Raw genomic sequence first — 20,140 nt, forward strand, 5'->3', positions numbered from 1 at the left:
CCGCAGGAACGGAGACCGTCATGTCATCAGCGCCCGCAGCCCAGGGGCCTCTCGTGGTCGGCGTGGACAGCTCCACGCAGTCCACCAAGGCCCTGGTCGTCGACGCGGCCACCGGCCGGGTCGTCGCGAGCGGCCAGGCTCCGCACCGCGTCAGCACGGGTGAGCATCGCGAAAGCGATCCCCAGGAGTGGTGGGACGCTCTGTACGCGGCGCTCGAACAGTGCGGCCGAGCCGCCCGGGAAGCCACCGCGGTGTCCATCGGCGGCCAGCAGCACGGGCTCGTCACCCTCGACAAGGACGGCAGGCCCGTGCGGCCGGCTCTGCTCTGGAACGACGTGCGGTCGGCACCGCAGGCCCAGAGCCTCGTCGAGCGTCTCGGGGGCCCCAAGGTGTGGGCCGACCGGGTCGGCAGCGTCCCTGGCCCCTCCTTCACCGTGACGAAGTGGGCCTGGCTCACCGAGCACGAGCCCGCCGCGGCCCGCGCCACAGCCGCGGTACGTCTGCCGCACGACTACCTCACGGAACGCCTCACTGGTCTCGGCACCACCGACCGCGGCGACGTCTCCGGAACAGGATGGTGGGCCTCGGGCCCGGAGCAGTACGACGAGGAGATCCTCGACATGGTCGGCCTCGATCCGGCGCTTCTGCCCCGGGTCGCACGCCCCGGCGAAGTCGTCGGAACAGTGCGGGACGGCGACGAACTGCCCTTCTCCAGGGGCACCCTGGTCGCCCCCGGCACCGGCGACAACGCGGCGGCCGCCCTGGGGCTCGGCCTGCGCCCCGGCACGCCGGTGCTGAGCCTCGGCACCTCTGGCACCGTGTACGCGGTCTCACAGCGCCGCCCCGCGGATCCGACCGGCACCGTCGCGGGCTTCGCCGACGCACGCGGCGCGTGGCTGCCGCTGGCCTGCACCCTCAACTGCACGCAGGCCGTCGACCGGGTGGCCGCGCTGCTCGGTTTGGAGCGCGAGGCCGTGGAACCGGGCGGCTCGGTCACGCTGTTGCCCTACCTGGACGGTGAGCGTACGCCGAACCTGCCCCACTCCTCCGGAGTACTGCACGGCCTGCGCCACGACACGTCACCCGGGCAGTTGCTCCAGGCGGCGTACGACGGGGCCGTGCACTCGCTGCTCGGCGCGCTCGACCTGGTTCTGGACCCCGACGCCGACCGGTCGTCCCCGCTGCTGCTCATCGGAGGCGGAGCCCGCGGCACGGCCTGGCAGGAGACCGTACAGCGCCTCTCCGGACGCCCCGTTCAGGTCCCGCAGGCCCAGGAGCTCGTCGCGCTCGGCGCCGCGGCACAGGCGGCGGGTTTGCTGACCGGCGAGGACCCCAGCGCGATCGCGCGACGCTGGGGCACGGCCCAAGGGCCCGTGCTCGACCCGGTGGAACGGGACGAGGCGACGCTCGCGCGGATCTCCGGGGTACTCTCCGACGCGGCGCCGCTCCTGGACAGGGCGCCTTATGGGGAGTGAGGACTGACCGAGGCATGACCGCACCGCTGCACGACGGGCGCCGGGGTACTTCCGGCGCTCGGCTGCCCGACACCCAGCAGTCGATGCGCCGTCGCAATCTGTCCCGGGTGATGCACGCCGTCGCGGCGCACGGCCCCCTGTCCCGTGCCGCCGTCGCCTCCCACATCGGGCTGACACGGGCCGCCGTCTCCACCCTGGTGGACGAATTGATCCGCTCCGGGCTTCTGGACGAGCTGGGCCCCGAGCGGCCGGGTCGGGTGGGACGTCCGGGTTCCGCCCTCGCGATCAGCGCTCAGGGGCCTGTCGGCATCGGTGCCGAGGTGGGTGTCGATCACCTCGCGGCGTGCGCCGTCGATCTGCGCGGGGAGGTCCGTGCGCGCGCTGTGCGGCGGGCCGTGAACCGTGGACGCTCGCCCGTGCCGGTACTGGAGGAGCTCGCCATCCTCGTGGACCGGGTGAGCCTGGAGACCCGCCGAGCAGGTCTGTCCCCCGCGGGCCTCGCGGTGGCCGTGCCCGGGCTCGTCGCCCGCGACACCCGCACGGTCGTGCGCGCCCCCAACCTCGGCTGGCACGACATCGATCTGGGCCGGCTCCTCCCCACAGAGCTGCCGCTGTCAGTGGACAACGAAGCCAACTTCGGTGCCCTCGCCGAGTTGTGGCTCGGCGAAGCATCGCCCCAGGACTTCCTCCACGTCTCCGCCGAGATCGGCATCGGTGCCGCACTCGTCGTCGACGGACGACTGCTTCTCGGAACACGTGGATTCGCGGGCGAGTTGGGGCATGTGCCCGTGCACCCCGACGGGCCTGCCTGCCCCTGCGGGGGCCGCGGCTGTCTGGAGCAGTACGCGGGTGAGGAGGCGGTCCTGCGCGCGGCAGGCCTGGATCCCGGTGAGGACCGGAGTGAACTCCTGGCCGACCGTGCCGCCGCGGGCGACGAAACAGTGCGGCGAGCACTCCGTGGTGCCGGAACGGCTCTTGGCATCGCCCTCACCGGGGCAGTCAACCTGATCGATCCGCAGGCTGTGGTGCTGGGCGGTGCGCTGTCGCGCCTCGCGCCGTGGCTGCTGCCGGCTCTTGAGCAGGAACTGGTGGAACGCACTGCCGGTCGGGCTTGCGGAGTCACGGTGTCCGAGCTGGGACCGGACGGCCCGCTGCTGGGAGCGGCGCACTCGGTGGCACGGGCTGTGCTGGACGATCCAGCGGGAGTGAGCGTCGGTGCTGCTGTGGGCGGGCGGGCGGACACGGGGCGGTAGGGGCGCCGGGCCGGGCAGACGCACGGCGGTGGGGGGCTCGGGGCCGTACGGGCAGAGCCATGAGGGGCGCAGCGCCGTGAGCGGCGTAGACGGGGTCCGGTTTGCAGCACCACTCCCCTGGATTCCCACGATCGGGTGGCCGAGATATCCACAATCACGCCGCTATGCACAGATTCAAGCAACGCCCTTCCACCCCAACCACCGAGCGCCGTAACGTAATTCACGCGGAGCACCGATGCCATGGCTCCAGAGCAGTTACGACAGACAACGCAGCTACGACAGCCACCAACGCACCCAGAGCGACCCGAGCAAGCGGAACGGCCCACCCGGCCGGATCGACGGCCCACCGGCCGGAGTGGAGCGGCACAGCGATGAATGACCCCGAGATCCTGACCGTCCGACCCGAAGCGCATCAGTACGCCTGGACGTTCGGCGGCGCCCCGCCCCTTGCGCGCATCACTCCGGGCACTGTCCTCGACCTGTTCACCGAGGACTGCTTCGCCGGCAAGGTGCGCTCGGAAAAGGACCTGGTCTCCGAAGTCTGCGAGTTCCCGTTCCTGAACCCCCAGACCGGCCCCTTCCACGTGGAGGGTGCGGAGCCCGGCGACACCGTGGCCGTCCACTTCGTGTCGATCGAGCCGGCCCGCGACTGGGCGGCCTCCACGACGGTCCCTCTGTTCGGTGCCCTCACGTCCACCCACTCCACCGCTTCGCTCCAGGCGCCGCTGCCCGAGGCAGTCTGGATTTGGCAGCTCGATCGGTCGCGACGAACTGCGCAGTTCAGCGCGCGGGACAGTGATTTCCAGATAGAGCTGCCCATGGATCCCATGCATGGCACGGTCGGTGTCGCGCCGGCGAATCTGGAAGTGCGCTCGGCGCTCGTGCCCGACGCGCACGGCGGCAACATGGACACGCCCGAGATGCGCGCCGGGGTCACCTGCTATTTGGGGGTGAACGTCGACGGTGCGCTGCTGAGCCTCGGTGACGGACACGCCCGGCAGGGAGAGGGCGAGACGTGCGGCGTGGCCGTCGAATGTGCCATGAACACCGTGGTGATCGTAGATCTCCTCAAGGGAGTGAGTACGCCTTGGCCGCGGCTTGAGTCGGATACGCACATCATCTCGACCGGGTCGGCGCGACCGCTGGAGGACGCGTTCCGAATATCCCAGCTCGACCTGGTGCGGTGGCTGGTCCGCGATTACGGATTCAGCGAACTGGACGCCTACCAGTTCGCGACGCAGACCGTCGAATCCCCGCTGGCCAACGTCTGCGACACGAACTACACATGCGTGGCCAAGATCCGCAAGGAGTGGCTGCCCGCACGCGAGACGCACCGCGGCCTGCACGCGCGACTGCGCCAGATATCCACCGCACTCCCACTGTCCGCATCACGCCCACTGTCCACCTCAAGCCCACTGCCCACTTCACGCCCGCTGTCCACCCCACGATCACGCGGGCCTGAACACCGTCCCTTCTGAGAACCAGCGCCTTTCGACAGGGCGGCCGCTCCCGGCCGGAGACCGGCGCTGCGCCTCTCAGCCGCAGTTGAGCTCACCACCGCCTTGAGCTCCCCAAGTACAGCGCCAGTCAAGCCGTTCCCCCACCGAGAGGCAGGCCCCCGTCATGGACCGAGTGAGACGCTCCCCGAGCAGGCGTCGACTGCTGCAGGGCGCGATGGCCGCTGCCGTACCCGCCGCGCTCCTGCCCGCCACCCGCGCGACAGCCGGAGCACAAGCGGTCGACTACCCCCTGGCCGAGTGGGTGCCGTCCAGCACCTCCAACTACACGGCATCCAGCCGCCCCAGCAGCTATCCCATCGACTATGTGGTCATCCACGTCACACAGGAGACGTACGCGGACACACTCGCCATCTTCCAGAACCCCGCGAAGAAGGTCTCGGCCCACTACGTGGTGCGGTCCAAGGACGGCCACATCGCCCAGTGCGTCCGCGAGCGCAACATCGGCTGGCACGCGGGGAACTGGACCTACAACACACGCAGCATCGGTATCGAACACGAAGGGTGGGTCGACAAACCCGAGTACTTCACCAACGCGATGTACGAGCGGTCCGCGGCACTGACCGCCGCCATCTGTGCGAAGTACGGCATCCCCAAGGACCGGGAGCACATCATCGCTCACCACGAGGTGCCCGGTTCGGACCACACGGATCCCGGACCGCATTGGGACTGGTCGCGCTATCTCCGTCTGGTCAACTTCGCCTGAGTCGGCGCGTCCTTGTCGGCTTCCGCTTCCGGGGCGACGATGGCAGCACCGCATCGCCGTCCCGGGAGGCCGAGTTGACCGATCCATGGGTGGCCCTGGAACCGGGCACTGACCCCGTCGAGCGGGTGCGGGTGGTGCGTCGGGCCCACGATAGGTTCACTGACGTGGGGGCGATCTCCCGTCCGGTGCGTTCGGTGGTGGCCGAGTCGTGGCGGAGGTCGGCCAGGGCGCGGGTGAGTCCGGAGGCCAGCGGCGCCGCGGTGGAACTGACCGACGGCGACCTCGGGGCATACCGGGCGGAGCATCCGTTGGCGAGAGTGATGCCGCTGTTCCGCGAGTTGATGGGCAGTTTCGCGGCGGACGGGGAGCATCTTCTCGCCGTGTGCGACGCGCAGGGCAGGTTGCTGTGGGTCGAGGGCCACGCGGTGACACGGCAGCGGGCGGGGCGGATGAACTTCGTGCCGGGCGCGCGGTGGGCGGAGTCGGCCATGGGCACGAACGCGCCGGGGACGGCGGTCGCCGTGGACCGGCCGGTGCAGGTCTTCGCCACCGAGCACTTCATGCGGCGCGTACAGCCGTGGACGTGCGCGGCGGCTCCCGTGCACGATCCGCGAACGGGACGCCTGATCGGCGCGGTCGACATCACCGGCGGTGACGGGCTCGCGCACCCGCACAGTCTCGCCTTCGTCCAGGCGGTCGCGCGGGCCGCCGAGTCGCACCTGGCGCTGCTGGCTCCGCCGACCGGAGCGGGTGAACGGGTGGAACTGGCCGCTCTGGGCCGTGACGAGGCGCTGCTGCTCACGGGTGGGCGCAAGGTGCGGCTGAGCCGGCGGCACAGCGAGATCATCGTGCTGTTGGCCCGGCATCCGGAGGGGCTGACGGGGGACGAGTTGTTGTATGCGTTGTACGAGGACGAGTCGGTGCCGCAGGTGACGTTGCGGGCGGAGATGGCTCGGTTGCGACGGGTGCTCGGGGGCGAGTTGCTGCGGTCGCGGCCGTACCGGCTGGCGGTGCCTGTCGAGTGTGATGTCGACACGGTCGAGCGTCGTCTGGGTGCGGGGGCGGTGACGGCGGCCGCGGCGGCGTACGCCGGGCCGTTGCTGCCGCAGTCGCAGGCCCCCGCTCTCGTCCGGCTCCGCCGCAGGCTCGCCGACCAGTTGCGGGCGGCGCTCGTCGACCGCAACGATCCCGATCTGCTCGCGGACTGGGTGCACGCGCCGTGGGGTGAGGACGACATGACGGTGTGGCGGGCGCTGGCCGCGCTGCGTCCGACGGCACCGATTCTGGCGCGCTTGAAGGAGCTCGACGCTGAGTTGACGTCACCGGGAGGCGGGCACGTGTGGGCCACCCATTAGCAGGCCCCACACCCCAAGCCCCAGGACCCACACCCAAGGCTCCACACCAGCGTGGGGAACGTACGACGAAAGGTTCGCAACGTCGATGCAACGTCCGTGGTTCTACCCTCCGGGCGAGAGCTGCCCAACGGCGGGCAGCCTGCCACGGGAGGCCAGCCAAGATGACCCGTTACGCAGCGCCCGGCACCGAGGGCGCGATCGTCTCCTACGAGTCGCGCTACGACCACTTCATCGGCGGCGAGTACGTGGCGCCGGCCCGTGGCGAGTACTTCGAGAACCCGAGCCCGGTCAACGGCAAGCCCTTCACCGAGATCGCCCGGGGCACCGCGGAGGATGTCGAGCGAGCGCTGGACGCGGCGCATGCGGCGGCGCCTGCGTGGGGGCGCACGTCTGTCACTGCCCGCGCGGACGTGCTGTTGAAGGTCGCCGACCGGATGGAGGCCAACCTCGAGCAGCTTGCGGTGGCCGAGAGCTGGGAGAACGGCAAACCGGTCCGCGAGACGCTGGCCGCCGACATTCCGCTCGCCATCGACCACTTCAGGTACTTCGCGGGAGTCATCCGAGCGCAGGAGGGGTCGCTGAGCGAGGTCGACGAGGACACCATCGCGTACCACTTTCACGAGCCGCTCGGTGTCGTCGCGCAGATCATTCCGTGGAACTTCCCGATCCTCATGGCCACGTGGAAGCTGGCGCCGGCGCTCGCCGCCGGAAACGCCGTCGTCCTGAAACCCGCCGAACAGACCCCGGTCTCCATCCACTACTGGATGAGCCTGGTCGTCGATCTGCTGCCGCCGGGGGTCGTCAACATCGTCAACGGATTCGGGGCCGAGGCGGGCAAGCCGCTGGCGTCCAGTCCGCGCGTCGCCAAGGTCGCGTTCACCGGGGAGACCACCACGGGGCGGCTGATCATGCAGTACGCCTCCGAGAACATCAAGCCGGTCACGTTGGAGCTGGGCGGCAAGTCGCCGAACATCTTCTTCGACGATGTGTGGGCGGCCAATGACGACTTCAGGGACAAGGCGCTCGAAGGCTTCACGATGTTCGCGCTCAATCAGGGTGAGGTGTGCACCTGTCCGTCGCGGGCGTTGGTGCAGCGCGGTCACTACAGCGAGTTCCTGGATGCGGCGATCGCGCGCACCGAGCAGATCAAGGCCGGTCACCCCCTCGACACCGACACCATGATCGGGGCGCAGGCTTCCAATGACCAGCTGGAGAAGATCCTCTCCTACCTGGACATCGGCCAGCAGGAGGGCGCCAAGGTTCTGACGGGTGGCCAGCGCGTGGAGTACGAAGGTGAGTTGGCCGGGGGGTACTACGTCCAGCCGACGATCTTCGAAGGCAACAATCGCATGCGGATCTTCCAGGAGGAGATCTTCGGGCCGGTTGTCTCGGTCGCTTCGTTCAACGACTTCGACGACGCCATCAAGATTGCGAACGACACGCTCTACGGCTTGGGGGCGGGTGTGTGGACGCGTGACATCAACACGGCGTACCGAGCGGGTCGCGCGATCCAGGCGGGCCGTGTCTGGACGAACTGCTACCACGCATACCCGGCGCACGCGGCGTTCGGCGGCTACAAGCAGTCCGGGATCGGCCGTGAGACCCACAAGATGATGTTGGAGCACTACCAGCAGACGAAGAACCTTCTGGTGTCGTACTCGGCGAAGAAGCTCGGCTTCTTCTAGGGGTACAAAAAAGGGCGCCTGACCTGGGCTTTTGCCCGTCAGGCGCCTTCCATGTGGCCCGCTCAGCACAGAGCCCGGTTTGTGTTGTAACTCCCAGTTTCTCCCACCGTTATCCCCCTTCTGACCAGCTGTTCCGGACCAGTGGCGGACCAAACCCCGGCTCACCGCTCAGGCACAGCGCCCTGGTTTACGCGATCCCACTCCTTCATCGACTGCTCGATGAGACGGTTGGCCTGCTCACGGACGCCGTCCAGGAACTTGGCGTAGTGATGGAAGAGGACCTCGATGCTCTGACCCGCGCGGCGAGCGCATTCGGCCGGGTCCACACCGGAGTGCAGCCAGAGCGAGATCCCGGCGTGCCGGAGGTCGTAGGGCCGCTTGGCCAGGCCGGAGGGGAGTCCGTGCGGGTCAGGACATACTTCCGTGCCCGTGCCCACGTCGTGCCGTACGCGGCTGCGTCCACGTAGTTGCCGGCCTGGTTCCGGAACAGCCGACCGTCCGGCGCCACACCGAACCGTTCGATGTGTGCGAGGAGCATGCGCACGAACTGCGGAGGGATGGGCACCGGCCGGTTGCCGTAGCCGCACGGCGCTTGAGCGAGTGCACCTCGTGCACCGCTCCGTCATCCGTCCACTCCTCCTATCCCGCTGTGACAATGCCGCCCGACAGGTTGAGCATCCCCCACCCGGTCTCGGACAGATGGCACTGCTCGCGCCGAAGGTGAATGACCTCCGCCGGACGCATGGCCGCGTAGTGCATGCAGCCGAAGAACGCCTCAAGGTGAGGACCGCGCCCACGCAACTCGGCGACCGCCGTGAGCAGGCGGGCGACCTGAGCCGGATTGGGGACGGCAGCAGGGTCCACCTCCTCGCTGACCGCCGGAGCGCTCCCCGGAGCCCCTTGAGTGGGTTCTCCGTAAAGTAACCTTTCTCCACAGCCGTATTGAGAACTTCGTTGAACGCAGCCCTCTTGTGCCGCGCTGTCTTGGCCGCAGCCGCCTTGCCGTCCAGCTTGCGGCACAGAGCGTCCAATGCCCGCCGCAGTACATCGGCTTCCGCAAGAGCGCTGACCGGCAGGGAGTTCCGCCTAATCCAGTCCGATGCCTTCCGCCACTCCTCGGTCGACTCCTGGGCCCACGCGTTCTTGTTGAATGCCCACGAGTACAAACACGCCGCAGCACCCGCGGCTCCGGATAACTTGCGCCCGGGTGCACCAGAGCAGGCGTGATCGTGGCGAATGCGTCGGCCAGGGTGCGGCGGGTGTTTCCCGGCGTGCGGTCCCACCGCTGGTCGAGGTATTCGTGGGCAAGGTCGTACCACGTCGTCCGCTGCTTGATAGCCCGCAGCTCGGACGCCGGCAAGCCTGCGTGCTCGTCGAACGGCTCACCATCACGCGCCGCCGTCATGAGCTTCGCATGCCTGCTCTCGGCGAGCCCGACAGTGCTGAACGATTCTGAATTCTCGCGCCCATTGACCGTCCACCGCACCTGGAAGCGGCTGCGCCGGCCAGGGCGCTCGCGTATGTCCCAGAAGCGGACGTTGTAGCTCATCGCCAAGTGTCAGAACCTCTCTCGCACGCTTCCCACCAGGCGTCCAGGTCTGCGCGACGGCACCGGAGTTCACCATTGGGCAACTTGATCATGTGGGGTGCTTGCCCGCGAGCGCGCATTCGGTAGAACGCTGACGGACTCATCCGGAACGGGAAGAGGCGGAGAGGCATCGAAGATCGACGCAGCATTACCTTCCTCACGGCACTCGGGCGAGCGGTCCGGAGGAAGAAATTGCGTAGCGGGGAGTCATAGCCGTGGCATGAAAGCGCGGTCATTGACGTACCAGCAGGTGGCGACATCCGCGCTACGGCCTCCTCACGAATGCGTGCGGCGCTGCCAACTGCGTCCGCACGGGCTCCACCGCCAAGCACAGCCGCGCGCGAACACCATCTGCTCTGGAGAATCCCCGGTTTAGCTAACCGGGGATCATCTGATATGTATCGCCCAGCACGAAGCGAAGCACCCTTGGCGCTTGTGTCGCCCGCTTCAGGAAGCCTGATGATAGGACCGGAGAGCAAGGGTCGCTCCATCCGTGACCAGCAACAGAAGCCCGTCTTCGGTGAGTCGGCTGAGGCGACGGGCCACCACACGCTCGGAGGAGCCAAGGGATTGGGCGACGTTCGAGTTGCGGCTCCGGGGTGCACCTCGATGTGCGCGAGGGCCGCTCGATCACGACGATAGCCCCATTGCACCAGGTTCTCGCCGGACAGTCCGGCCGCGCAGACGCATAGACCCAGCGTCGCGGAAAGGGCACCGAATTCTTCCGTCTCCTCCCCAACGCACTCACCCTCACCTTCGAGAATGAAAACGTCAATCGCGAACATCCTGCACCCTCATGTGCCACACCAAAGCTCCCGACCAGTGGCACAGCAGTGAAAAGCCGCATCGCAGCACGCAAGCCCACACCGTGTACGCCCGACACAACCGTCTACTCGGGGCCTCAGCCTGGGCGGCTAGCGGAATGCCGTGCCGTGCCCCGCTCCCGCGGACGATCGGCACCCCCGGAGCCCCCTCGGCACCTAGCACAGGATCCCCGGTCAGCGAAACCGGGGACCCGCCGCACCATTAGTGGTCCACCGCCATTCCCTGCCCGTCACGTGGGAAGGCAGCTTCACGACGACAGTCCACAACTCCAGACTCCACTTGAGCCGATGCCGTAGCGGGATACCCCTATGCCGGGGCTTGGCTGAGGCGGAGAAGGTCTTCAGCGCGTTCCAGGTCGCGCTCCGTACGCAGCTGCAGTTCCAAGTCGCCCGTGCCGTGGTGGCCGAGCCCCGTCACGTCCCGGGTGAAGCCGGGAACGAGGTCGACCTCCTTCGGGTCGGCCTTGAGGTGGACGAGGAGCTTGGTCTGCTGGGGCGGGCAGACGCTGGCGAAGTTCCGCAGCCGTCGGTAGGCGCGGTACTGCTTGCGCTGTACCCGGGTGACGCCGTCCCCGAGACCGACCAAAACCTCGTCGACCGCCTCGGCCAGCTCGGCCATCGCACCGCCCTGCTTCCGGACCGGCGGCACCCCGGCCGCACGTCGGCGTACCCGCTTCACCGGAGCCGAGTGCCCCGTGACAGACGCTACGGTCTCCAGGCCGAAGGGGTCACTGCCGAAGTACCGGTAGTGGACCAGGTCGATCGAGCGCCGGTGCTCGCGTACGGCGTGTGCGTCGTAGCGGGTGAAGTCGCCGGCCACGCAGATCAGCCGGGGTGTGCTCCACAGGATCTGGGACGCGGCTGTCGCCCCGAGCCGGTCGCGGACCAGGTTCCGGAAGGCATCCTTGTGGTTCGTCAGCCAGGCCATGTAGTAGAGGCCCTGGTTGATCACGCCTGCGTCGGTGCCGCGCTTGTACTCGACGAGCGCGGGTGCGCCGTTCTCGTCGAGACCCAGCGAGTCGATCCGCCCGCCATCGACACAATCGATGACGTACTCGCTCGCCAGGAAGGTGACGCCCAGTATCCTCCCCATGTGCGCCTCGACAGCACACTCCTCGTCACCGCGTCATTGCTCGGCGTCCTCGACAGTGGCGAGCCGGAGTACGGCAATGCCCACGCCTGACGGCCTTGAGCCCACCTTGGAGCGGGCTGGTACCTCCGCTGCCCGCCGCCCCCCTGGGCAGCGACCAGGATCTGTTTAATCCTTTCTGCCCTTTTTGCGTGGTCATACACGAGATTAGGGGCATGTAGTCAGTAAGGGAGCTCGCACCAGTGGGGCAGCCGGTGCGCGTAGTGCAGTGGTGTCGGCGGCTGTACCCGCCCGGACGAGCGGGGGCTTCACCGACGGCGCCCGATCTGGATGCAGCGACCAGGACGGGGTACCTGGGCGGCCGGACGAGGAGGTTGCATGGAAAAGGTGCGGTGCGGCGAGTCCGCGCATGCGCTTGCCGTCTCCCACGGCTTGTTCAATGTCGTGGGTGGGCTCTGGCCGTTGGTGCATAGGGGCAGCTTCGAGACAGTTTTCGGGCCGAAGGCGGACGTGTGGCTGCAAAGGACGACCGGCGGACTGCTGGTCTCCGTGGGCATCGCCCAGCTCGCGGCGGCCGCGGAGCCGCAAGGCGTCGCACACGCCCGCCGTGTGGGCCTGGGGACGGCCTTGACCTTGCTGGCCATCGATCTCATCTACGTGCCCAAGGGGCGGATCCGCCCTACGTACCTGTTGGACGCCGCGATGGAGGCCGGCTGGATCACGGCATGGCTCGGGACCATGCGGGGCAGGAGCGCGAGCGGCAAGGCGGCCAGGCGCCGGTGAACAGCGCTTACCTGCCGGGGACCGCCGCCGATTCGAAAACATCCGTATGTTCGAACCATCCGTATGGAGGTCAAGCATGAGCGAGCAGACACCGTCACAGGCCGAGGGTGAACGAGGACCGGACACCGCTTCGGACGAGCGGTCGACGTCCGACGCCCACGAGGCGCCCCGCACCACCCCCTCGCAGGCAGAAGGCGAAGCCACGGAAGAGGAAAGCCACGGGGCCGCCGGAGAGGAATAAAGGGCGTAAACGGCGCTAAGACGTCACCGTTTCGTGGGCACGCCCCTCCGCGGACGGGAGGCTGCGCTTCACGACAGTTCACCGCCGGGGCCCGAGTGGGCCTTCAGGCGGTGAGGAGGCGGTCGTCGGCGGGGCACGTCCCGTGCAGCCGACGGCGTGCGGCGGCGAGAGCGGAGTCGACGTCGCGCGTGCCGGTGGCCACACACAGCGTGTAGCTGACGTCCTCCAGGCGCTGGCGTGCTTCCTCGCCGCCGTTCTCGGCCTGCAGGACGCGCAGCGTTTCGTACTGTTCGATGAGGTTCTTCAGTATGGCCGGGTGTGCCATGAGCATCGAGGGGTCTCCTTGTCGTCGCCGCTCACACGCGTGGTACCTGGGCGTGTGCCGTGGGTCCGGCCTCCCCCTCAATCCCAGGCGGAGCGGCCGGAACCCTGTCCGCCACCATGCGTGCGAACTCGGCGCGCAGTCGGTCGTGGCGCTCCACGTCGGTCCATACGTCAGTCGGGTGTGGGCGTGAGGTGAACCAGGCCCACAGGCTTGCGCCGAGAGCGGCCATGAGCGGTATGAGCAACCAGGACAGTGCGGACAAACCGTTCTCCCTTCACAGTGGTCATGTGTCCGTACCGACGACGAGTGGGTGCGGGCGTGTGCCTCCTGGGGCGCAGCCCGCACCGGGCAGGCGGGTCAGGACTGCAGTTCCTTACGGCCGCCGCTGATCTCGATCTTGCGGGGCTTGGCCTGCTCGACGACCGGGATGCGCAGGCTCAGCACGCCGGCGTCGTACGACGCCTCGATGCGCTCCACATCGAGGGTCTCGCCGAGGAAGATCTGCCTCGTGAACGTACCCGTGGGCCGTTCGCTGATGAGGACTTGCCGGCCTTCCTCGGTCGCGGGCTTCCGCTCCGCTCGGACGGTGAGCACGTCCCGCTCGACGTTCAGGTCGATGGAGTCCGGCTCCACACCGGGCAGGTCGAAGTGCACCCAGAATGAGCCGTTCTCACGCCAGGCGTCCATGGGGACGGTGGCGGGGGCGGCGGCGCCGTTGAACACCCGCTGCGCCCACCGGTCCAGTTCACGGAAGGGTTCCGTACGCATCAGCATCGTCATCGCCTCCTCATCGCTTCCGTCGCGTGGCTTCAGCTCCGACACCATTCATATAGCGCAGTGGGGCAAAGCTTGACAAGGGGCGACTCAGGGAAGCTGGTGCGATTACTAGAAGGAAAGCTAAGAGGGCGGCACGATACACGGAGTTCATACTGGTCATGTGACGGTGGGCGGCAGTGGGACACCCACAAGAGCCGCAGGGCCGGTGGCATCGGTGGCGGGTCCCAGCCACTCGCGGAACAGGATGGTGGCGTCGTCCTGTAGGTGGCGGTTGTGGTGCGCCAGGAGTGAGCGCATTAGGCGGCGCAGGGTCTCGGGGACGGGCAAGCCGTCGGCGTGGTGGCGGATGAGGAAGTCGACGAAGCGGGCGAGTCCGAATTCCTGGCCCGCCGCGGTGCGGGCCTCGGTGATGCCGTCGGTGTAGAAGACGACGCGGTCGCCGGGTTCGAGTTGCTCGCGGCAGAGCCTGACGGGCAGGCCCAGGGACGTGCCAAGGGGGTGCGTGGGTTCGCAGCGGAGCTGGGTGCTCCAGCGTCCGCCGCGGATCACGACGGGTGGGTGATGGCCGTGATTGACCCACGTCAGAATGCCGGTGGATGTGTTGAGGTCGGCCAGGATGCCGGTGACGTAGCGGCTGGTCGCGAACTGTTCGGTCAGGACTCCTTCGATGGCGGCGCCGAGATCGGTCAGGCCGGCTCCCTGGCGGCGGTTGTTCCGGCAGGCGCCCAGGGCGAGGTTCGCGGTCAGGCCGGCGGCGGTGTCGTGCCCCATGGCATCGAAGACCGACAGGTGGACCACGTCGTCCGCGGTGGCGTAGTCGAAGGCGTCCCCGCTGACCTGGTAGGCCGGTTCCATCACCGCGCCGATGACCACCCGGCTGTCCGCGTACGCACGCGGTGGCATCAGCTGCCACTGCATCTCCGCGGCCACGTTCATCGGCTGGACACGGCAGAGCCGGGCGTAGGAATCGCTGGTGTCACGGCCGCCGACCACGAGCATGGCGACCAGGGAGGCCAAGGACAGCATGTCCTCGCGGGCCTGGTCGTCGTCTGCGGCCGCGGCCAGGTGCAGGACCCCGAGCCGCTCGGTGCCGTCCAGCAATGGCACCCACCAGCGGTACGGCCCCTCGCCCCGGCTGGCGCATGCGGGAAGAACCTGCCCGTACTGGTACGCGCGGCCGGCCACGGTGCCCTCGACGGCCATCTCCGTATCGTGGCCGTCAGGCTCCTGTGCCGCGACGAGCCCTCGCCCGGTCATCAAGCGCAGCACATCGCGCTGCAGGTCACCGAGGTAGATCAGCACTTCGCTCAGACCGGCCTCCGCGGCGCGCCCGGCGACACGCGTCGGCAGCGCCTCGAAAGACATCAGGTGACTGTCGGCCAGCAGCCCGGCAAACATCCGCCGCGTACCCCGGTCCCGATCCGTCATGACCCGCCCCATCCCGTCGCTCCGGCAGAAGCCAGTCGGTCCACTGCCGTACCTGGGGTGCCGCCTGCCCGCCCCCACGGCGTGTATCCCGACGGTGTTCGGGCGGCTACGGGAGGCTACGCGCGAGGGGGTGGGCGGCCGGTCTGGGTACTGCCGACTCCCGGCCTGGCCCCGGTGGGCCTTCGGGTGTCCCGAGGACCACCTTGACATTAAGAAACTCAGCTTTTATGCCATAGGCGTGGGTGTTGTCCGCTCTCCCGGTACTTGCGGGAAGAAAACCATCCAGGAGGGACAGATGCGCATGCGCTGGGACGCGTTCCTGGCAGCCGTGCAGGAGCGCGGTAAGTACTCTTCGCGGGACGAGGCGGAGCGGGCGACGCGTGTCGTACTGGCTCTGCTCGGCGCCCATCTGGTCGGGGAAGTCCGGGCGCAGCTCGCCGACCGGCTTCCGGAGACGTGCGCGCTGGTGCTGCTCAACCCTCTCCAGGCGTACGAGCCACTGTCACCCGACAGGTTCGTGCGGGCGACCGCCGCCTGGATCGAGGGCGCGACCGAGAAGACCGCGACGTGGGACGTCAGCGCCGTGCTGAGTGTCGTCGCCGACGTCGCCCAGGAAGATCTCCTCAACCGGCTCCTGCTCCAACTCCCACCCGGATACGACCTGTTGTTCGGCCGGCCCGCGGCGGCGACCTGAGGGTAATGGTCCCCCATCTTCAGCACCTTCCTGGCCGGCGGTGTCCTCGGCGTGCTGGCGGCGTCTCTCCTGGAGCCGTATCTGCTGCGTCCCTCGGCATGGCTTTTCGTCGGCGTCGGCCTCATCGAGGAGGCGGTCAAGCTGGGCACCCTCGCCCTCCTCACCCGGTGCCCGTGGGGTACTCGCCGACAAGGGCGCGAGCGTGGCCGTCCGCCGCTCAAGTGAGGTGATCCTGTGGCAAGCCCTTCTCCGTACGGTGACCACCGGGCTTACGGCCCCGGCGACCACCGGTACCCACAGCCGGACACCCGCCCGTCGCCGGGGATCGCGGCGGGGCGTCTCTGGGCGACCGGCGCCGCCACGGCCGTCGTCGCCGCGCTCGCCGCGGTGGTCGTGACCCTTTTCATCCGTGGCGTGCTGCACGTGCCGGTGTTCGCCCCGCGCCGGGCCGGCGTCTGGGGCGACGCCACCACCGGCCACCTCGCCGCCATGGCCGTCGCCGCGGCCCTCGTCGCCACCGGCCTGCTCCACCTGCTGCTCGCGACGACCGCACAACCACGCGTCTTCTTCACCTGGATCGCCGGGCTGGTGACAGTCGCCATGACGCTGCTGCCCTTCACCACCGGCCTGGGCACCGCCGCCAAGATCGCCAGCGCCACCGTCTTCCTCACCCTCGGCGCGACCATCACGGGGTTGCTGGCGGCCACCATGGACAAGGTCGTACTTACGCGCGACGGTCGTTGGTGAGGGAGATCAGTGACCGTTCTGGCATGGGTCCAGGACGACCACCTCGTGGCCCGCCTCCCCTGGCGTCTGGCCTTGGCCGCCCGGCGCAGGACAGTGCGCGTACCGGTGGACTGTGTGATGGGTGTACGAGTCGAACCGTCCTGGTGGCGGGTTTTGAGGGGGCGACCGGGCCCGCGTGGCCGCGCCCGCCCGGCCCGCTGGTGCGCGGGGGAGTTCCGCCACGCGTCGGGCCAGGACTTCGTCGCGCTGGTGGCAGGCGAACCGGCACTGGTGCTCGACCTACGGCATCGGTGCGGCCCGTACGCGCGCCCGACGCTCACCGTGCGGGACCCCTACGGTCGCGCGTCCCTGATACGCCAGTATGTGGCGCGGGGCCGGCGCCGTGGGTCAAGCGACCTCTGAACGGGTGGCCGACGGGGCCGCCGAAGCGCACGCGGTTCGGGGGCGTGCACGTTCCTCCTCGGCTACTTCGGCGATCCCCTGCGAAGCCCCGTGCCGTCTCTGCGCGCTGCATGAGTGTCCGGTGTCGGAGATAGTGGGACGGGGATGCGGGTACCCGGCAGCGCCACGGCGTGTACAGGACGCGCCCTGAAGAAGAAGGCGGCTCCCATGAGCACACGTACACGTGGGACGAGAGGTGCCCGTACGCCTGTGCAGCAGGCAGCGGGGTTGGTCGGGCTGGTATTCCTGCTGGTCGGGGTACTGGGGTTCATCCCTGGCGTCACCACGGACTACGACGCCATGAAGTTCGCGTCTCATGGATCCGGCGCCGAGCTGCTGGGGATCTTCCAGATCTCCGTCCTGCACAATCTCGTCCACCTGGCCTTCGGCGTCGCCGGGCTCGCCATGGCCCGCAGCGCCGCCACCGCACGGACGTACCTGCTGGCCGGAGGCGCCGTCTATCTGGTGCTGTGGCTGTACGGGCTGCTCATCGGGCACCACAGCAGTGCCAACTTCGTGCCGCTGAACACAGCGGACGACTGGCTGCACTTCGCCCTCGGCATCGGAATGATCGCGCTGGGCGCCCTGCTGACCCGTCGGCCCGCCGGGGCCGGCGCGGGGAGGTGACCCGGATGGCTTTCCGTGCCTGGTTGTGGACGGCCGCCGCGGGCCTCGCCACCGGGGCCGCCGTCGCGCGGGGTCTGAAGCCGCGCAGGCAGGAATCGGCCGCCGGAAACCGCTGGCTGACGGTGACGGTCAACCGTGAACCGGCCGACGTCCAGCCCGACAAACTGCCCTCACCCCTGCAGGAGTACGGCGACCGGATCGAGGTGCGGGTCCGTCCCGCTCCCGGCGATCGCGGCACCGAACTGGCCGTACGTTCGACGGAACCGCAGCCGGACGTCACCCGCTCCGTACCGGCCCGCCTCGCCGGCTCCGACCCGCGGCAGGATCTGCGCCGGGCCCTGCGCGAGGCGAAGGCGCTGCTGGAGACGGGAGAGGTCATGCGACCCGACGCGCCGCCCACCACCCGTGAGACACCCGGCGGAAAGCTGATCGGGCTGCTGAGCCGGCGCGCGAGCGGGGAGGGAGTGCTGTGAAGGCCCTGACCTGGGAAGGCGTCAACAAGCTGAGCGTGGAGCAGGTGCCCGATCCGGTCCTGCGCAACGACCAGGACGTGATCGTACGGCTCGTCGCGGGCACCACCTGCGGCTCCGACCTGCACCTCATCGGCGGCTACATCCCCTTCATGCGGTCCGGGGACGTCATCGGGCACGAGTTCGTCGGCGAGGTCGTCGAAGTCGGCTCCGCCGTACGCCGGCACGCGGTCGGGGACCGGGTGGTGGTCTGCTCGTTCGTCGGCTGCGGCCGCTGCTGGTACTGCACCCACGACCTGTGGTCCCTGTGCGACAACACCAACACCAACCCGGGCATCGGGCAGGCCCTCTTCGGCGACGACACCGGCGGCATCTTCGGCTACTCGCACGCCATGGGCGGGCTGCGCGGCAGCCATGCCGAGTACGTCCGCGTGCCCTTCGCGGACCACGGCGCCTTCACCGTCCCGGAGGGCGTCGACGACACGAGCGCGCTGTTCGTCTCCGACTCGGTGCCGACCGGGTGGATGGGCGCGGACCTGGCGGGCGTGAAACCCGGCGACGTCGTCGCCGTGTGGGGCTGCGGGGCCGTCGGGCAGATGGCGGCCCGCGCCGCGATGCTGCTCGGCGCGGAACGCGTCATCTCCATCGACCGGATCCCCGAGCGCCTCGCGATGACCGAACAGCACATCGGCAGCGAGGTCATCGACTACACGAGCACCGATGTCGGGGCGGAACTGCGCGAACGCACCGGTGGCCGGGGCCCGGACGTATGCATCGAAGCGGTCGGCATGGAGGCGCACAGCGACAGCCCCGTGCACCTCTACGACCAGGTCAAGCAGCAGCTGCGCCTGCAGACCGACCGCCCCACCGCCGTCCGGCAGGCCATCCACGCCTGCCGCAAGGGCGGCACGGTCTTCATCCTGGGGGTGTTCGCCGGCGCGGTGGACAAATTCCCGCTGGGTGCGGTGATCAACAAGGGGCTGACCGTGCGGGGTGCCCAGCAGCACGGGCAGCGCTACATCCCGATGCTGCTCGACCGGCTGGCCAAGGGCGAGCTGAGCACGTCCCACCTGGCGACCCACACCGTCGGGCTGGACCGGGCCCCGCACGCGTACGACATGTTCAAGCACAAGACCGACGGCTGCGTCCGCGCGGTCATCCGTCCGGACGGCTGAGCGGCCGAATCACGGTGGCGGCCCGGCGCACGCCGGGCCGCCGTCGGACCGCGACGCCGATACCGGCCCGGGCGCCGGTAGGCGAGGAGAAGCGCACATGTCCAAGACCATCGAGAACCAGACCGTCGAGGAGCTGGGCGGCCCGGACAGTGTTCTGGCACGCCAGCGCCGGGACCATGCCGAGATGGACCGGCTGATGGACCACTACGCGGCCCTGGAGGAGGGTGAGGAGCGGGAACGGGTCCTGAAGGACCTCGTCCAGCTCGTCTTCAGCCACGCCTTCGCCGAGGAAACCGTGCTGTGGCCCGCCGTACGACGTCACGTGGCGGGCGGTGAACAGCTCACTGCCCGGGTCGAGGAGGAACATCAGCAGATCAACGACCTCACCGTCGACATCGAACGCCTCCGCCCCGGCGACCCGGAGCGAGCGGACATGGTCGGGCAGGTCTTCGCTCTGATCCGCCAGGACATCAGGGACGAGGAGGACCAGGTCCTGCCCCGACTCCAGGACGCCGTGGACGCGGCCGGACTGCGCCGGCTCGGCGCGGCGTGGGAGGCACTGCGCAGGAGCGCCCCGACGCACCCGCACCCCGCCGTCCCCCGGCGACCGCCCGGCAACGCCCTCCTGGGCGTGCCGCTGAGCTGCTACGACCGGATACGGGACGCGACAGGCATGAGCACCTCCGCGGCCTCGGCCAAGAGGGTGCTCGCCGGGCTGACCGGCGTTCTCCTCGCCGCCGCGGCGGTCGCCGTCATCTCGCGCAAGCGCCACTGAACCGCTTGTTCCCTCGGCATCCCACTGTCCCTCCCGCACTCTTCGGCAGGCTGGCCCGAAGGCACGAAAGGTCCGCGCCACGTGTTCACCGTCGGTGTCGAAGAGGAGTACCTGCTGCTCGACCGGGCGACGGGGCTGCCGGTGCCGCGCGCGGAGGAAGTACG

At 69.1% G+C, this 20,140-nt stretch carries 20 protein-coding genes and 1 pseudogene; 15 read left to right on the forward strand and 6 right to left on the reverse strand.

Annotated features, from left to right (window positions below; translation table 11 throughout):
• Positions 1-20 precede the first annotated feature (20 nt).
• The 6 genes from xylB to exaC all read left to right on the forward strand — a co-directional run bounded on the left by xylB (position 21) and on the right by exaC (position 7,991).
• Positions 21-1,475 carry a xylulokinase gene (xylB, locus tag ACZ4Z4_RS33715; protein ID WP_468336039.1) on the forward strand — a complete coding sequence of 485 codons (1,455 nt, stop codon included), beginning with the start codon at positions 21-23 and terminating at the stop codon, positions 1,473-1,475.
• Between the two features lie 14 nt (positions 1,476-1,489).
• On the forward strand, positions 1,490-2,728 hold the full coding sequence (locus tag ACZ4Z4_RS33720) for an ROK family protein (RefSeq protein WP_468336042.1): 1,239 nt from the start codon (positions 1,490-1,492) through the stop codon (positions 2,726-2,728).
• A 371-nt stretch (positions 2,729-3,099) separates the two neighbouring features.
• Entirely contained in the window at positions 3,100-4,206 is a 1,107-nt protein-coding gene (locus ACZ4Z4_RS33725) for an acetamidase/formamidase family protein (protein WP_468336045.1), read from the forward strand.
• Between the two features lie 145 nt (positions 4,207-4,351).
• The gene (locus tag ACZ4Z4_RS33730; RefSeq protein WP_468336048.1) at positions 4,352-4,951 is read left to right on the forward strand and encodes an N-acetylmuramoyl-L-alanine amidase; all 600 of its coding nucleotides are present in this window, start codon (positions 4,352-4,354) and stop codon (positions 4,949-4,951) included.
• A 74-nt stretch (positions 4,952-5,025) separates the two neighbouring features.
• A complete protein-coding gene (locus ACZ4Z4_RS33735; protein WP_468336051.1) occupies positions 5,026-6,306 on the forward strand; it encodes a winged helix-turn-helix domain-containing protein in 1,281 nt (426 codons plus the stop codon).
• A gap of 161 nt (positions 6,307-6,467) precedes the next feature.
• Positions 6,468-7,991 (forward strand): acetaldehyde dehydrogenase ExaC, encoded by a 1,524-nt coding sequence (gene exaC / locus ACZ4Z4_RS33740; protein ID WP_468336054.1) that lies wholly within the window; start codon positions 6,468-6,470, stop codon positions 7,989-7,991.
• A 161-nt stretch (positions 7,992-8,152) separates the two neighbouring features.
• Here exaC and ACZ4Z4_RS33745 read toward each other — a convergent pair whose 3' ends face one another.
• The 3 genes and pseudogenes from ACZ4Z4_RS33745 to ACZ4Z4_RS33755 form a co-directional block, all read right to left on the reverse strand.
• Positions 8,153-8,428 carry a hypothetical protein gene (locus ACZ4Z4_RS33745; protein WP_468336057.1) on the reverse strand — a complete coding sequence of 92 codons (276 nt, stop codon included), beginning with the start codon at positions 8,426-8,428 and terminating at the stop codon, positions 8,153-8,155.
• A gap of 1,108 nt (positions 8,429-9,536) precedes the next feature.
• Positions 9,537-9,728 carry a helix-turn-helix transcriptional regulator gene (locus ACZ4Z4_RS33750; RefSeq protein WP_468336060.1) on the reverse strand — a complete coding sequence of 64 codons (192 nt, stop codon included), beginning with the start codon at positions 9,726-9,728 and terminating at the stop codon, positions 9,537-9,539.
• A gap of 982 nt (positions 9,729-10,710) precedes the next feature.
• A pseudogene (locus ACZ4Z4_RS33755) lies at positions 10,711-11,523 on the reverse strand (DUF5655 domain-containing protein); the annotation flags it as partial.
• A gap of 348 nt (positions 11,524-11,871) precedes the next feature.
• Here ACZ4Z4_RS33755 and ACZ4Z4_RS33760 point away from each other — a divergent pair.
• The gene (locus ACZ4Z4_RS33760) at positions 11,872-12,276 is read left to right on the forward strand and encodes a hypothetical protein (RefSeq protein WP_468336063.1); all 405 of its coding nucleotides are present in this window, start codon (positions 11,872-11,874) and stop codon (positions 12,274-12,276) included.
• A gap of 76 nt (positions 12,277-12,352) precedes the next feature.
• Complete coding sequence (locus ACZ4Z4_RS33765; RefSeq protein WP_468336066.1) at positions 12,353-12,517, forward strand: hypothetical protein; 165 nt, start codon at positions 12,353-12,355, stop codon at positions 12,515-12,517.
• A 103-nt stretch (positions 12,518-12,620) separates the two neighbouring features.
• Here the strand turns inward: ACZ4Z4_RS33765 and ACZ4Z4_RS33770 are convergent, their stop codons facing one another.
• The 3 genes from ACZ4Z4_RS33770 to ACZ4Z4_RS33780 all read right to left on the reverse strand — a co-directional run bounded on the left by ACZ4Z4_RS33770 (position 12,621) and on the right by ACZ4Z4_RS33780 (position 14,984).
• Positions 12,621-12,848: a DUF5133 domain-containing protein gene (locus ACZ4Z4_RS33770; RefSeq protein ID WP_468336069.1), complete on the reverse strand. Its 228-nt coding sequence runs from the start codon at positions 12,846-12,848 to the stop codon at positions 12,621-12,623.
• 351 nt (positions 12,849-13,199) lie between these two features.
• Positions 13,200-13,616: an Hsp20/alpha crystallin family protein gene (locus ACZ4Z4_RS33775; RefSeq protein ID WP_468336261.1), complete on the reverse strand. Its 417-nt coding sequence runs from the start codon at positions 13,614-13,616 to the stop codon at positions 13,200-13,202.
• A 159-nt stretch (positions 13,617-13,775) separates the two neighbouring features.
• Positions 13,776-14,984 carry a PP2C family protein-serine/threonine phosphatase gene (locus tag ACZ4Z4_RS33780; RefSeq protein WP_468336072.1) on the reverse strand — a complete coding sequence of 403 codons (1,209 nt, stop codon included), beginning with the start codon at positions 14,982-14,984 and terminating at the stop codon, positions 13,776-13,778.
• A 358-nt stretch (positions 14,985-15,342) separates the two neighbouring features.
• Between ACZ4Z4_RS33780 and ACZ4Z4_RS33785 the strand changes: the two genes are divergently transcribed.
• From ACZ4Z4_RS33785 to ACZ4Z4_RS33815, 7 genes are all read left to right on the forward strand, one after another.
• Positions 15,343-15,741 carry a DUF2267 domain-containing protein gene (locus tag ACZ4Z4_RS33785; RefSeq protein ID WP_468336075.1) on the forward strand — a complete coding sequence of 133 codons (399 nt, stop codon included), beginning with the start codon at positions 15,343-15,345 and terminating at the stop codon, positions 15,739-15,741.
• Positions 15,742-15,792: 51 nt separating this feature from the next.
• Positions 15,793-15,966, forward strand: coding sequence for a hypothetical protein (locus tag ACZ4Z4_RS33790; RefSeq protein WP_468336077.1), 174 nt, complete (start codon positions 15,793-15,795; stop codon positions 15,964-15,966).
• A gap of 9 nt (positions 15,967-15,975) precedes the next feature.
• Positions 15,976-16,488 carry a DUF6069 family protein gene (locus tag ACZ4Z4_RS33795; RefSeq protein WP_468336080.1) on the forward strand — a complete coding sequence of 171 codons (513 nt, stop codon included), beginning with the start codon at positions 15,976-15,978 and terminating at the stop codon, positions 16,486-16,488.
• Positions 16,489-17,097: 609 nt separating this feature from the next.
• Positions 17,098-17,556 (forward strand): DUF4383 domain-containing protein, encoded by a 459-nt coding sequence (locus tag ACZ4Z4_RS33800; protein ID WP_468336083.1) that lies wholly within the window; start codon positions 17,098-17,100, stop codon positions 17,554-17,556.
• Between the two features lie 5 nt (positions 17,557-17,561).
• Positions 17,562-18,029, forward strand: a complete 468-nt coding sequence (locus tag ACZ4Z4_RS33805; protein WP_468336085.1) for a hypothetical protein — start codon at positions 17,562-17,564, stop codon at positions 18,027-18,029.
• Complete coding sequence (locus ACZ4Z4_RS33810; RefSeq protein ID WP_468336088.1) at positions 18,026-19,201, forward strand: zinc-dependent alcohol dehydrogenase; 1,176 nt, start codon at positions 18,026-18,028, stop codon at positions 19,199-19,201. Before ACZ4Z4_RS33805 ends, ACZ4Z4_RS33810 begins: the two co-directional genes overlap by 4 nt.
• Before the next feature lie 97 nt (positions 19,202-19,298).
• Positions 19,299-19,976 carry a hemerythrin domain-containing protein gene (locus ACZ4Z4_RS33815; protein WP_468336091.1) on the forward strand — a complete coding sequence of 226 codons (678 nt, stop codon included), beginning with the start codon at positions 19,299-19,301 and terminating at the stop codon, positions 19,974-19,976.
• Positions 19,977-20,140 lie beyond the last annotated feature (164 nt).

This window comes from Streptomyces sp. NPDC030245 (genome assembly GCF_055572995.1).